9 protein-coding genes are annotated in these 14,442 nt (G+C 65.1%); 4 read left to right on the forward strand and 5 right to left on the reverse strand.

Translation table 11 applies throughout. The features are described from left to right. Positions 1-141 precede the first annotated feature (141 nt). The 4 genes from ACWPWT_RS11480 to ACWPWT_RS11495 all read left to right on the forward strand — a co-directional run bounded on the left by ACWPWT_RS11480 (position 142) and on the right by ACWPWT_RS11495 (position 4,477). Entirely contained in the window at positions 142-1,227 is a 1,086-nt protein-coding gene (locus ACWPWT_RS11480; RefSeq protein WP_454279923.1) for a DUF475 domain-containing protein, read from the forward strand. A gap of 75 nt (positions 1,228-1,302) precedes the next feature. Continuing rightward, positions 1,303-2,094 (forward strand): Crp/Fnr family transcriptional regulator, encoded by a 792-nt coding sequence (locus ACWPWT_RS11485; protein ID WP_454279729.1) that lies wholly within the window; start codon positions 1,303-1,305, stop codon positions 2,092-2,094. Further along, entirely contained in the window at positions 2,091-2,276 is a 186-nt protein-coding gene (locus tag ACWPWT_RS11490) for a hypothetical protein (protein WP_261268173.1), read from the forward strand. The genes ACWPWT_RS11485 and ACWPWT_RS11490 overlap by 4 nt, the downstream gene beginning before the upstream one ends. A 122-nt stretch (positions 2,277-2,398) precedes the next feature. Continuing rightward, positions 2,399-4,477, forward strand: coding sequence for a M3 family metallopeptidase (locus tag ACWPWT_RS11495; RefSeq protein WP_454279730.1), 2,079 nt, complete (start codon positions 2,399-2,401; stop codon positions 4,475-4,477). Positions 4,478-4,613: 136 nt separating this feature from the next. Here ACWPWT_RS11495 and ACWPWT_RS11500 read toward each other — a convergent pair whose 3' ends face one another. The 5 genes from ACWPWT_RS11500 to ACWPWT_RS11520 are packed head-to-tail and all read right to left on the reverse strand — an operon-like array spanning position 4,614 to position 14,442. Continuing rightward, positions 4,614-6,692 (reverse strand): glycoside hydrolase family 97 protein, encoded by a 2,079-nt coding sequence (locus ACWPWT_RS11500; RefSeq protein WP_454279731.1) that lies wholly within the window; start codon positions 6,690-6,692, stop codon positions 4,614-4,616. Continuing rightward, complete coding sequence (locus ACWPWT_RS11505) at positions 6,689-8,302, reverse strand: alpha-glucosidase family protein (RefSeq protein ID WP_454279732.1); 1,614 nt, start codon at positions 8,300-8,302, stop codon at positions 6,689-6,691. The genes ACWPWT_RS11500 and ACWPWT_RS11505 overlap by 4 nt, the downstream gene beginning before the upstream one ends. Continuing rightward, a complete protein-coding gene (locus tag ACWPWT_RS11510) occupies positions 8,302-10,095 on the reverse strand; it encodes an alpha-amylase family glycosyl hydrolase (protein ID WP_454279733.1) in 1,794 nt (597 codons plus the stop codon). Before ACWPWT_RS11510 ends, ACWPWT_RS11505 begins: the two co-directional genes overlap by 1 nt. After that, positions 10,092-11,618, reverse strand: coding sequence for a tryptophan halogenase family protein (locus ACWPWT_RS11515; RefSeq protein WP_454279734.1), 1,527 nt, complete (start codon positions 11,616-11,618; stop codon positions 10,092-10,094). The genes ACWPWT_RS11510 and ACWPWT_RS11515 overlap by 4 nt, the downstream gene beginning before the upstream one ends. Before the next feature lie 58 nt (positions 11,619-11,676). After that, positions 11,677-14,442, reverse strand: a complete 2,766-nt coding sequence (locus tag ACWPWT_RS11520) for a TonB-dependent receptor (protein ID WP_454279735.1) — start codon at positions 14,440-14,442, stop codon at positions 11,677-11,679.

Below are 14,442 nucleotides of genomic sequence, written 5' to 3' on the forward strand. Positions count from 1 at the left end.
CGCGACGATAGAGCCTCTGCCCGATTGAACCAATCCAGTGGTCCGGACTTTACCGTCCGACCGCTGGATCGCGTTGCGCGTGTCGGAAGCCATGCGGGCCGGGCGATAGATCGGGGCGTCAGCGACAGGGAGCCGTGTGTGCTGCTGAAATATTATAAGGGTTCGTTTCTCTTCACGGCGCTCTGCCTGGCGATAGCCGCCTGGCTGGGGTTCCAGAGTACGGGAAGCCTGCCCGGCACGCTGGGCGTGTTGTGGATCGTGCTGGTGCTGGGCGTGCTGGAAGTCTCGCTGTCCTTCGACAATGCGGTCGTCAACGCCACGGTCCTGCGCGACATGGACGACAAATGGCGTCACCGCTTCCTGACCTGGGGCATTTTGATCGCGGTCTTCGGCATGCGGATCGTCTTTCCGCTCGCCATCGTCGCCATCGCCGCGCATATGGGACCGGTCGAGGCGGTGAAGCTCGCCGCCGGAGACCCGGTTCGTTACGAACAGATCATCACCTCCGCCCATGTCGGCATTTCGGGCTTTGGCGGCAGCTTCCTGGCGATGGTCGGGCTCAATTTCTTCCTCGATGACGAGAAGAAGGAGCATTGGATCGGCCCGATCGAGCGTCCACTGGCCGCACTTCGCGACATTTCGGGGCTGGCGATGGGCATCGTCTTGCTCGCGCTATACGGTATCGGCCAGTTCATTCCGGCCGAAGACGCGATGACCTTCCTGACCTCCGGTATCTTCGGCCTGCTGACCTATATCGCGGTCCATGCGATCGGCGTGCTGCTGGAAGGGGATGGCGATGCCTTGGCCGGGGCCGCCGCACGTTCGGGCTTTGCCGCCTTCCTGTATCTGGAGGTGCTGGACGCCAGCTTTTCCTTCGACGGCGTGATCGGCGCGTTCGCTCTTTCGAACAACCTGTTCATCATCGCGCTGGGCCTGGGCATCGGAGCGATGTTCGTCCGGTCGATGACCATCATGCTGGTCGATAAGGGAACGCTGACCCAGTATCGCTATCTGGAGCATGGCGCCTTCTACGCGATCGTCGCGCTGGCCGCGATCATGCTGCTGTCGGTGCGGTTCCATATCCCCGAGACGATCACCGGGCTGATCGGGGCGACGCTGATCGGCCTGTCCTTCTGGGCATCGGTGCGCAGCAACCGCCATCATCCCGACCAGCCTCTGGAGGAGGCACGGCCGGTTCATCCGACGGGCAGGCCGACCGGCGGGTAATCACTCCGGAAGGGGACGGAACCCTTTGCCCCGGCCGTGGATTTGCTTTCCGTCTGCCACGGGAGGGATCGCGCCATGTCGGTGTCCGCCATCGATACGCTGAGACAGCCAAGGCCGAGTATTGATCGTCCTTCGCTGACCGGCCTGTTCCTGAAGGAACGCGGGCGCGAGGCGATGACGCCCGACGAAGTCGTGACGCTGGAGAATAGCGTCGATGAGGTGCGCGATATTCCTGCGCGCACCATCGTCGTCCGCCGGGACGAGCGTGTTCGCCACAGCAGCCTGCTGCTCGAAGGCGTGATGTGCCGTTACATGGACGATCGCCAGGGCAATCGGCAGATCGTCGCCTTTCATGTACCCGGCGATTTTGTCGATCTGCACGGCTTTGCCATGCGCCATCTGGACCATGACGTTGCGACATTGACGCCGGCACGAGTGGCGCTGGTCGGCCATGATCGGCTGGAGCAGATTGTCGCACATTACCCCCGGCTGACGCGGCTATTGTGGTTCTCGACGCTTCTCGACGCGGCGATGCACCGCGAATGGGTGTTCCGGCTCGGCCGGCTGGAGGCCGATGGCCGGGTCGCGCATCTCTTTTGCGAGCTTCATGCTCGGCTCTCGATGGTCGGCTTGGTGAACGATGGTCTGTTTCGTTTTCCGGTCACCCAGATTGATCTGGCGGAAGCGGCGGGCGTGACGCCGGTCCACCTGAACCGCGTGTTGCGGTCGGTGCGCGAGCGTGGGCTAATGATCTTCCGCAGCGGGGAGGTGCATATCCGCGATATCGAGGCGCTGACCGCGTTGGCCGATTTCGATCCTGCCTATCTTTATGGGGGCGGGCCGACCCTGGAAGGGCCGGGGGCATGACGGAGACCTCGGACATGTCCAATGTGCACGAGGATGCCGGGCTGGCGACGGCCGAGTGTGGGATCGTCATGCTCGACGGTCCCAATGGCGTGGCAGTTTCGATGACCCCGACGGCGGCGCGCGCGACGGGGGAGGGGCTGGTGGCCGCGGCGCTTCTGGCGGAGAAGCAGGTCAAGCGTTGACGCGCTTAGGACCGTGGCGGACTTTTACCCGACTGTTCCGTGGCTTATGGTGATGACGCGTTTGTCATGACCGGGAGTTCACTTTGCGTCACCTGTCCCTTGCCGCCGCCTTGGCGGCTCTAATGACCACATCCGCCATCGCCCAGCCGCCGCAAGCCACCCAGGCCACCGCTTCCAATCCCCTGATCGCTCCCTGGACCGGCCCCTATGGCGGGGTGCCGCCCTGGGACAAGGTAAAGCCCGAGCTGTTCCCGGCGGCGTTCGAGGCGGCGCTGGCCGAGCGCAGGCAGGAATATGACCGGATCGCCAACAATCCCGCCAAGCCAACTTTCGCCAATACCTTTGTGCCGATGCAGAATGCCGGACAGACGCTGAACCGCGTGATGACGCTGTTCGGGGTGATGACCGGCAACATGAACAATCCGGCCTACCAAGCGCTGGACCGCGAATGGTCGCCCAAACTGTCCAAGGCGTCGGACGAGATCACCTTCAACCCCAAGCTGTTCGCCCGGATCGAGGCGATCTACCGGACACGCAACACGTCCGGGCTGGACGCGCAGCAGAAGCGGCTGGTCACGCGCACCTATGACAGCTTCGTGCGGCAGGGGGCGAAGCTGACCCCGGCGCAAAAGGCCGAGTTGTCCGCCTTCAACCAGAATCTGGCGATCAATTTCAGCGAGTTCTCGCAGCGACTGCTGGCGGACGAAGGCACCGCGATCATCGTCACCGACGAGGCGCGCCTTGCGGGGCTGCCCGACAGCGTGAAGGCGGTCGCCAAGGCCGCGGCGGCCGAGCGCGGGCAGCAGGGCTGGGCGATCGTCAACACCCGCTCGGCGGTCGACCCGGTGCTGACCTTCGCCACCGACCGGGCGCTGCGTGAGCAGGTGTGGCGCGCCTTCACCAAGCGCGGCGACAATGGCGACATCAACGATACCAAGGCGACCATCGCCCGTATCGTCCGGCTGCGTGCCAACCGTGCGCACCTGCTGGGCTTCAAGACGCATGCCGACTGGCGAATGCAGGACACCATGGCCAAGACCCCGGCCGCCGCGATGGACCTGATGATGCGCGTCTGGCCCGCCGCCAAGGCGCGCGTCGCCGAAGAGGTTCGCGACATGCAGGCGATCGCGGATAAGGACGGCGCCAAGATCACCATCGAGCCCTGGGACTATCGCTTCTATCAGGAGAAGGTCCGCAAGAGCCGCTATGACCTCGATCAGGCCGAGCTAAAGCCCTATTTCGAGCTGAACAATATCATCCAGGGTTCGCTCTACGCCGCGAACCGGCTCTATGGGCTGGAGTTCCAGGAGATCACCGGCACGGTGCCGGTGTTCGAGCCGAACATGCGCGTCTGGCATGTGACGCGGAATGGCAAGGAAGTCGGCCTGTTCTACCGCGACGATTTCGCGCGGACCGGCAAGCGTTCGGGCGCCTGGGCCAACACCTATCGCGGCCAGCGCAACCTGCCGCCGGTGCAGAATGTCCTGTCGTCCAACAACAATAATTTCGCCAAGGGCGCGCCCGGCGAGCCGGTCCTCATCAGCCTGGACGATGCCGAGACGCTGTTCCACGAATTCGGCCACGCGATCCATGCGATGCTCCAGAACGTCACCTATCCGGGGCTGGCGGGCACGCCGCGCGACTTCGTGGAATATCCCAGCCAGGTGAACGAGCATTGGCTGCTGACCCGCGACGTGCTGGACAAGTACGCCCGCCACTACAAGACCGGCCAGCCCATGCCGCAGGCGCTGCTCGACAAGATCAAGGCGTCGGAGACCTTCAACCAGGGCTTTGCGACGACCGAATATCTGTCCTCGGCGATCGTCGACATGAAGCTGCACACCGTGCCCGACGGCGTGGTCGATCCGGCGGTGTTCGAGGCGACGACGCTGCGCGAGATCGGGATGCCGAAGGAGCTGGTGATGCGGCACCGCCTGCCGCAGTTCAATCACCTGTTCTCGTCCGACAGCTATTCGGCGGGCTATTACAGCTATCTCTGGTCGGAGACGATGGACGCCGACACCTTCGCCGCGTTCGAGGAAGCGGGCAGCCCGTGGGACAAGGCGACGGCAGACCGCTTTGCGCGGGTGCTGTTGTCGACGGGGAACGAGACCGACCGCGCCGAGGCCTATCGCGCGTTCCGGGGCCGTGACCCGGATGTGAATGCGCTGCTCAAGCAGCGCGGCTTCCCGACGAAGTAACCGTACCCGTCATCCCAGCGAAGGCTGGGATCTTTTTCGACGTTGGACATCGCATCGAGGAAGGCCCCAGCCTGCGCTGGGGCGACGGTTGAGAAAGGGAGGCCCCTCCATCAAACGATGGAGGGGCCTTGCCGTATCAAAGCGCTTTCAACCGGATCGCCTGGCCGCCGCCGGGGGCCAGCGACAGGGTCAGCGTGTCGCCCTTCTTCACCCACTTGGTCTCGAACGCGATCGAGTGCCGCGCATCGGTTGCATAGGTCGCGCCGGGGCCGTCCTTATAGACCTTTGCCTCATAGGACTTGCCCGGATCGAGGAAGTCGAGCGTGACGGTCAGCTCACGTGCATTCTCGTCGGTGATCGACCCGATATACCAGTCGCGGCTTTTACGGTCGCGCCGTGCGAAGGTTACGTAATCGCCGACTTCGCCGTTCAGCACGCGGCTGTCCTCCCAGTCCACCGGCACATCCGCGATGAAGCGGAAGGCTTCCGGATATTTCGCGTAATTCTCCGGCGTGTCGGCCGCCATCTGCACCGGCGAGTAGAGCACCACATACAGTGCCAGCTGCTTGGCGATGGTCGACTGGATCGGGCTGTTGTCGCTGCCCGTCAGGCTCAGCACGCCGGGCGTGAAGTCCATCGGCCCTTCCAGCATCCGGGTGAAGGCCAGGTTCGCCTCATGCTCGGGCGGGTTCTTGCCGGGCCAGGCATTATATTCCATGCCCCGCGAACCCTCGCGCGCCAGCCAGTTGGGATAGGTGCGGCGCAGACCCGTATCCTTGACCGGTTCGTGGCTGTCGATCGACACCTTGTACTTCGCGGCTGCCTGAAGAACGCGGAGATGGTGGTTCACCATCCACTGGCCCTCATGCCACTCGCGCGACACCGAGCCGTCCGCGTTCATCCGCTCGATCTGCCCGGCATCGGCGACATAGCCCGTCTTGACGACATGCTCGCCATGATCGGCGGCGAATTTGAAGGCCGGGTCGAACTGGCTCTCATAATGGCTGGCCGCGCCGCCGGTCTCGTGATGGCCGATCAGCGAGACGCCCTTGGATTTCGCATATTTCGCCAGCGCGTCGGCGTCGAAGTCCTCCGCCGGGGTGGCGAACTGCATCGCCGAGCCATTGCCCGCCCAGTCGCCGTCCCAGCCGATATTCCATCCCTCGACCAGAACGCCGGGGATGCCGTATTTCGACGCGAAGTCGATATAGGTCTTCACATTGGCGGTGGTGGCACCGTGGCGCGGCCCGCGCGCCCAGCTCCATTCGCCCTTGATCATCTTCCACCAGACGCCGACGAACTTGCCCGGCTTCACCCAGGACACGTCGCCCAGCCTGTTGGGCTCGTTCAGGTTGAGCATCAGGTGGCTCATATAGAGGCCGCCCGCATCGGGTGCGATCAGGAAGGTCCGCCACGGCGTCGTCCACGCGCCGGTCTTTATCACCTTGGGCGCGCCCGAGCCGGGAGTGAGGACCGCCTTGAACCCGTTCCCCTCGGTCTTCATCACCGCCATACTGGCATAGTCGACCAGCGCCGCCTCATGGATGGCGATGTGCGTGCCGTCGTCGAGCTTCATGGTGATCGGCGTCGCCGCCGTGCCGACCGCGGTAATGGGCGTGCGGTTGTAGAGATATTCCTCGCGGTTCCACAGGAAGGCGGGCTTCCACCAGGCGGTGCCGCCCTGGGCGATGTTGAACTCGGTCAGTTCCTCGGCGATGTTCGCCTTGGGGAGCGCCTGCTGCTCGGGAAATTCGTAGCGGAAGCCGACACCGTCGTCCTGCACCCGGAACACCACGTCATAGCGGCGATGGAGCGCGCTCGACTCCATCAGGCGGACGCGCATCTCGCGGTGGTTGTCGCGGATGGTGCGCCACTCGCCCCAAGGCTGGGTCCAACTCGTGTCCGACTTGGCATGGGTGACGGTCTCGATCTTCAGCCCCCGCTCGATCTTGGGCGCGTCGGTGAACATCATCCCCAGCCGTGAGGGGGCGACGATCGTCTTGCCGGCCCTGGCGATCATATAGACTGCGCGCCCGTCATTGTCGGTCGACACCTGCACGGTGATCTGTCCGTTCGGCGAGGTTTCGATCGCGTCGGGCTGTCCGGCGGGCTTGGCGAATTTGAACGTCTCGTTGACCGCCGGATCGGCGGGGCCGTTCTGGGCCTGCGCCGCTCCGGCGATCAGGCCGAGCCCCAAGGCAATGGTCGTCTTCATGCAGTCATCTCCCGGATCGCCGCCCCGAACGCACCCAGGCGTTCGTCGGTGGCGTTATTGATCTGGACCAGTACCCGCCCGCCCCGTGGCAGGGCGGCGGGAAGCTGGACAGGCGTGTCGCCCAGATTGAACAGGCAGAGCAGGTGCTGGTCGCCCTCGCGCCGCTCGAAGGCGAGTAGCTGGTCGTCGGCATGCAGCACCGTCAGGTCGCCGACCGCCAAAGCGGGTGTGTCGGCGCGCAAGCGGACGAGGCGGCGGGTGAGGTTCAGCAGCGAGTCCGGATCGCCATCCTGTCGGTTGACCGCCAGCGCGGCGTGATCCGGCCCGACCGGCAACCATGGTTCGGCATCCGAGAAGCCGCCGTTGATCGCATTGCTGCTCCACGGCATCGGCGTGCGCACGCCATCGCGCGACAGGGTCAGCGGCCAGTTGGCGATGGCTTCCGGGTCGACCAACCGCTCGAAGGGGACATCCACCTGAGTCAGCCCCAGCTCTTCGCCTTGATAGACAAAGGCATTGCCGCGCAGGGACAGCAGCAACAGCATCTTCATCCGAGCGAACGCGTCGCGATGCTCCGGCGTGGTCCAGCGCGACACGGCGCGCGGCGCGTCATGGTTCTCGAACGCCCAGCTCGGCCAGCCCACCCCCGGCTCGGCGGGCCATTTCGCGACCGCCTCGGCGACGATGCGCGGGGTCAGCCGGTCGGCATAGAGGAAATCGAAGCCATAGGCGGTGTTCAGCCGGTGATCTCCGGCGGTGAACAGCTTCATCTCGAGTTCGGCCTCGTCACCGCCGACCTCGGCCACGGTGAAGCGGTCGCCATAGCCGTCCAGCGTGGCGCGGATCCGCTCCAGGAAGGGCACGATATCGGCATGGCTCTGGTTGTAGAGCTTTAGCTGGAAGTCGAACGGCCGGGTCCGCGTCTTGCCCGTGTCGGGTGCGGGCGGGTTATCCCGCAGGGTCGGCTCGTGCATCATGAAGTTGATCGCATCCAGCCGGAAGCCGTCCACGCCCCGGTCAAGCCAGAAACGCGCGGTTGCCAGCAATTCGGCCTGCACGTCCGGATGGTGGACGTGAAGCTGTGGCTGCTCCTTCAGGAAATTGTGCAGATAATATTGCCCGCGCCGCGCGTCCCAGGTCCAGGCGGGGCCGCCGAACACCGACTGCCAGTTGGACGGCGGCGAGCCGTCGGGCTTGGGATCGGCCCAGACATACCAGTCGGCGCGCGCATTGGTGCAGCTGGACCGGCTTTCGGTGAACCAGGGATGTTCGTCGGAAGTGTGGCTGTACACCTGGTCGATGACGACCTTCAGCCCCAGTTCGTGCGCGCGGGCGACCAGCGCGTCGAAATCGCGAAGCGTGCCGAAGATCGGATCGACGTCGCGATAATCGGCCACGTCATAGCCGAAATCCTTCATCGGCGAGGTGAAGAAGGGCGACAGCCAGATCGCATCGACGCCCAGGCTGGCGACATGGTCCAGCCGGGCAGTGATGCCCGGCAGGTCGCCGATGCCGTCGCCATTGCTGTCGGCAAAGCTGCGGGGGTAAATCTGATAGATCACCGCGCCCTTCCACCAGGGGCGCGGAGCGATGCGGGCAGTCTCGGTCATCAACGGGTCTCCGCCGCACAGACGGCATAGCCGAAGGCGGGCAATTCCAACATCAGGCTCCCCGGTGCGGCGGCAGCCGGGGCACAGGTGCCAGCCATGGTCACGAAACGTTGCGATGCCGTTTCGACCTGTACGGCCTGCGCGATGGGCTTGGCCGAGGTGTTGAAGGCGATCACATATTCGCGCCCCGTGTCGGGATCGAAGCGTGAGACCGCGAACAGCCCCGGCGCATCGCCGCGCGCGCGGATGACCTGCCGCCCCCTCGTCAAAGCCGGGTTGGCGGTGCGCAGGCGGGCAAGGGTGGCGATCTCACGATACAGCGGATGGCCGAGCACGAAGCTGTCGGTCGCGGTCGTCTTGGTCGTACCGACCAGCCGGTTGTCATTATAGCTGGCGACCTTGCTGGCGAACATGTCCTCGCGCGAATCCTGGTCATTGCCGTCGCCCGCGAAACCCTGTTCGTCGCCCGAATAGATGGTCGGCACCCCGCGCAGGGTCAGCAACATCGCATGGCCCAGTTCGACGCGCTTCAGGATTTCCTCCTCCGAGGCATTGGGGTTGGCGACCCGCACGTCGCGCGCGAAGCGGCCATGATCGTGATTGCCGAGGAAGGTCGGCAATATGTCTGCCGTCGCCTCGCCCTTGGCATAGAGGACGTCGCCTTCGAACAGGCTGGCGAGCGTGCGGGTCGGCTTGTTCTCCGCGACCGTCTGGATCACCGCATTCATGAAGGCGAAGTCGAGGACCGCCGGATAATCGGCGATCTTGGTCCAGCGCGCGAGATAGCCGGGCTCCATGCCCGCCGTCACCTCGCCGAAGATGTGGAAGTTCGGAATCCCTTTGGCCTTGGCGCGATCCAGCATGGCGGGGACGAAGCTGCGCCAGAATTCGGGGTTCACATGCTTGGCGGTGTCGATGCGGTAGCCGTCGATGCCGAACCGGTCGATCCAGCTGCCGTAAATGTCGATCATCCCCGCGATCACGCGCGGATTCTCGGTGTAGAGATCGTCCAGGCCCGAGAAATCGCCGGTCGTGGCGCTTTCGTCCTCGAAGGTCGTGTTGCCACGATTGTGGTAATAGATCGGATCGTTCAGCCAGGCGGGCGTCTTGGCATTCTTCTCGCCCGCCGGGACATACGGGGTATAGGCATAGGTCGGGTCGGTCAGCTTCGTAAAGTTCGCCGCCGACTGCACATCGTCACCGACGAAGCCGGAATTGATCGCCGCTCCCTTCACGCCGCCGCGTCGCTGATAGGGCCAGGTCGCACGGTCGCGATACGGACAGGGCGAGCCTTCCGCGCATTCGCGATACTGGATCACGTCGGCCGTGTGGTTGACGATGATATCCATATAGACCTTCATCCCCCGCGCATGCGCGGCATCGACAAAGGCGTGCAGATCGGCTTCGCTTCCCAGGTGCGGATCGACCGTGGTGAAGTCGGTGATCCAGTAGCCGTGATAGCCGGCGCTTTCCCGCCCCTTTGCGCCCTGCACGGCCTTGTTCTTGAAGATCGGCCCGAGCCAGATCGCGGTCGCGCCCAGCCCCTGAATATAGTCGAGCCGCCGGGTCAGCCCTTTCAGGTCGCCGCCATGGTAGAAGCCCTTATGCGTCGGATCGAAACCGGTGGTCAGCGGCCCGCCTTTCAGGCCGCCGCGATCGTTCGACGGATCGCCATTCTCGAACCGGTCCGGCAGGACGAAATAGATCACTTCGTCCTGTGGCAGACGCTGGCGATAATCCTGCGCCGCCAAGGGCGTGGCGGTGGCAAGCAAGGCGAGCAGGAGCTTTTTCATGGGCAGACCTTTTGGACGGGGGCGGCGCAATGGGCGGCGAACAAGGCGTCGTGCGCGGGCAGCCGAGCAGCCACCTGCGCGGCGTGACGCCGGGTGAGGGTCAGGAAGTCGTCCAGCTCATCTGTGGACAGCGCATCGGCCAGCGCGTGATGGCCGGAGGGCAAAATGCCCTGACCGACCAGCACCTGGACCCAGGCGGGTTCGGCAAACAGCTCTTCGGCATCGCGAAGCACGCGGCCACTGGTTCGGAATAAGGCGATCCGCGCGGCCAGGCCGTCCGGAAGGGGCACCGCCCGCCGCTCGGTCCAGAAGGGCTCGGAGCGGGCATTGGCATGGTAATGGAGGATCAGCATGTCGCGGATCCCCAGCCATTCGGCCTCGGTCAGACGATTATAGGCGTCGATCTCGATAGGCTGGAGCGTCGCCCCCGGCCAGAATTCCAATAGCCGGGCGATGCCCGATTGAATCAGGTGGATGCTGGTCGATTCCAGCGGCTCCAGAAACCCCGCCGCCAGTCCGAGCGCGACGCAATTGCCCACCCAGGCGCGCCGCCGCCGTCCGGTCGTGAAGGCCAGCAGGCGCGGCTCCCCCACCGCCTCGCCATGGAGCGCCGAGAGCAGCCGGTCGGCCGCCTCGTCGTCCGACAGATGGCGGCTGTCATAGACCAGTCCATTGCCGGTCCGATGCTGAAGCGGAATGCGCCAGCGCCACCCCGCGCCATGCGCGATGGCGCGGGTATAAGGGGGCAGGGGACTGCTCCGCTCGCCCGCCACCGCCAGCGCGCGGTCGCACGGCAGCAGCTCGGACCAGTCCTCGAACGGCTCGGCCAGCGTCTCGCCGATCAGTAGCGCGCGAAAGCCGGTGCAGTCGATGAACAGGTCGCCCGCCTCGCGGTGGCCGCCCTCCAGAACGACATGGTCGATCCGTCCGCCCGTATCGCGTGCGACCGACCCGATCCTGCCTTCGATCCGCACCACCCCCGCCGCCTCCGCATGACGGCGGAGCAGCGCGGCATAGAGGCTGGCGTCGAAATGATAGGCCCAGGCCAGGCCGCTCGGCAGTTCGGGGCGGCCGGGATCGGGGGCGAAGCGGCCCGCCATTGCGGCTTGCGCGCTCGGCATGTGACCCCAGAGCGAGGCGGGGTTCGCCGCCCCGCCGCCCCGCAGCCAGTAATGATGGAAAGGCACCAGCCCCAGCCCGCGCCCGATGCTGCCAAAGGCATGGAGATAGCCGCTGCCCTCGCCCGACCAGCCTTCGAACCTTATGCCCAGCTTGAAGCTGCCGTTCGTCTCGCGAAGGAAGGCGGCTTCGTTCAGACCCAGCATCTGGTTGAATAGGCGGATGCCGGGGATCGTCGCCTCGCCCACGCCGACCGTGCCGATCGCCTCGGATTCGATCAGGGTGATACGCGTGGAGGCGGGCACGAACCGCGCCAGCGCCGCCGCAGCCATCCATCCGGCGGTGCCGCCGCCGACGATCACGACCCGGCGGGCGATACGGTCTGCGGAAGAGGCGGCGTCCATGGGGCGTCTCACATTCGGGCGTCCCGCGCCGGGCAGTGCCGGCGCGGGGCTCGGGGCATCAGAAGCGATAGGTAAACCCGGCCAGGAACCGGCGGCCATAGCTCTGATAGTCGATCACCTGATCGCGCTGTCCGCCATTGGTGGTGACGAACGGCGTGTCGGTCAGGTTCTGGCCCTGGACGAACAGCGACAGGCCCTTGAAGGTGCCATCCTGGAAGTCATAGCCGATCTGCCCGTCGACGATCGTCTCGTCGATGGCGCGGCGGCGGACGCGGTTGGCGCCGAAGCCCGACAGTTCACCCACGAAGGTTGAGCGGTAGCGGACCGACCCACGGATATTCAGGCCCCATTTCTCGAAAAAGGCGGTGCCGTTCGCTACCCAGCGCGAATAGCCGGGAATGTCCTCGGGCTCGCCGCCTGGGGTCGGTACGATCTCCGTCTTGGTATAGGAGCCGCCGCCCGTCAGGCCGAAGCCATCGAGGAAGCTGGCCACCTGGCCGAGCGGCAAGGTGCCCGCCAGTTCTACGCCATAGATGGTGCCGCCCGTGCCGTTGATCGGCTGAGTGATACGCCCCTGGGTCGGCGTGCCGACGGGCACGGCGGCGGGCAGGGGGAGGCCGGCATAGTTGTAAGGCTGCTCAAGATTGTAAACGAAGCTCTTGAGATCCTTGTAGAATCCCTGTGCCGCCAGATAGCCGCGCGTGCCGAAATACTTCTCGACCGTGACGTCGAACGAGTTGGAACGGATCGGGCGGAGATAGGGATTGCCGCCATTGCCCGAGATGATTCCCTGCGCCGCGTCGAAGCCATAGGACAGGGCGACGCGCATGTCGTCGAAGCGCGGCCGCATCATCTGGCGCGCGGCGGCAACGCGGAACACCCAGTCGCTGGGCAAACGGAGCGACAGGTTCGCGCTGGGCAGGATGTCCCAATAATCGTCGCCCTGGACGATGTTGGTATAGCCCGATCCGTTATAGATCAGGCCGCGCGACTTCTGCTCGGTCCCGACCGCCTGCACGCCGATATTGCCGGTCAGCTCCGCTGCGCCGATCTGCGCGCGCAGATCGGTCTGGAGATAGGCGGTCATCAGATGTTCGGTCGTGGTGTACGCCTTGGCGGGGACGTCCGCGCTGGTATTGGGCGTCAGCGTGTAGACCCCGCCCGCCAGCAGCGCACGCGGATCATAGCTGAGCATCGGTCCCAGACCCAGATAGGTCAGGTCGGTCGGCGTCTGGCGATATTGCTGGGGCAGCGGCGCGATGGTCGCCCCGTTCGGCAGCGTGACGAAGGATTCGTTGGGCGCCAGCGATTTGCTGTGGTCGGTATAGTTCAGGCCGAAGCGGATGGCGTGGATGATCGGCGTTTCGACCTCGCGTTCGATCTCGACCCGGTATTGCTTGATCTCATCGGTGATCTTGCGGTCGTTGAAATAGCCCGCCTGCCGCGTCGTGCCGCCCCAACCCAGCGGATCGGTCAGCTGGATCAGATTGGGGTCGGAATAGTTCAGCGTCGGCTTGAAGACCGTGCCGTTGCGTCCGGTGGTGAAACCGATCGTATCGGTCGCGCCACTGCCCTGGCCGTATCCGGTGCCGCTATAGGTTTCCAGCGTCACCTCGTCGCGATCGGTGCGCGAATAGCTGAGGTCGATGAACGCGCTCCAGCCGTCATCGCCCTTATACTTGCCGTTATAGCCGAACGAATAGAGCTTGGCGGTACGCTGGAACGAGTCGTTGCGGACCACGCCCTCGACATTGTTGAACGTGCCTGAGGTGACGAGGCCGTTGCTGACGGTCGGATTGGTCAGCGTCGTGCCGCTGCCCCAGGCCAGCGGCAGCTCGATGCCGCGCTTGATCTGATCGTCGTTGAAGTCGGAATAGAAACCGTCGAGCGTGCTGGTGAAGGTGTCGCTCATTTTCCACTGGAGCGTGCCCGAAAGGCCCAGGCGCTTCAGCGTGGTCGAGGTGACATAGGATTTGGAGCCGCCGATGACATTGGCCGAGGCGCCGTTCACCGTGACCGGCGCATAGCCCCAGGCATTGCCTTCCTGAATCTGGTACGGCTCGTTCAGATAGCTGGCGGACAGCGCCACGCCGATCGTGTCGTCGGCGAACTGGTCGACATAGGTGGCCGAGGCGCGATAGCCGAAGTCCTTCGATCCGGCGTTCAGCTTGCCGATATCGGCATAGGTGCCGCGCGCGCCGACCGAGAAGACGCGCTTGCCATAGTCGAGCGGGCGGATGGTCCGCAGGTCGACCGTGCCCGACAGGCCCTGGCCGATCAGCCCGGCATTGGCGGTCTTGTAGATCAGCACCTGGTTGACGACTTCGGCGGGGTACTGGTCATATTCGACCGCGCGATTGTCGCCGGTGGAGGTCTGCTCGCGGCCGTTGAGCAGGGTGGTCGAGAAATCGGGCGCGAAGCCGCGGATCGAAATGGCGTTGGAGCGGCCATTGACCCGCTGCGACGTCACACCGGGCAAGCGGGCGATGGATTCCGCGATCGAGGCGTCGGGCAGCTTGCCGATATCCTCCGCCGAGACGGACTCGACGACGAGGTCGCGGTTCTTCTTCTCGGCGACGGCGTTTTCCAGCGCGGCGCGAAAGCCGGTGACGACGATGTCGCCCGAGCCCGCGCCATCCTGCGCCTGCGGATCGGCGGCGGCCCCGTCATTGGGATTGGCGGCGGTGGTGCTGGCGGCCGGGTCGGGCAGCGTGGTCGAGGCCTGCGCGAATGCGGGTGCGGCGATGACCATGGCCAGCGTGCTGACGCCGAGCTTCAGGAACGAGCGCGCGGCATCGGCCGGCGCCACAAGGCGAACCGTCAT

This window comes from Sphingomonas sp. Marseille-Q8236 (assembly GCF_965112005.1).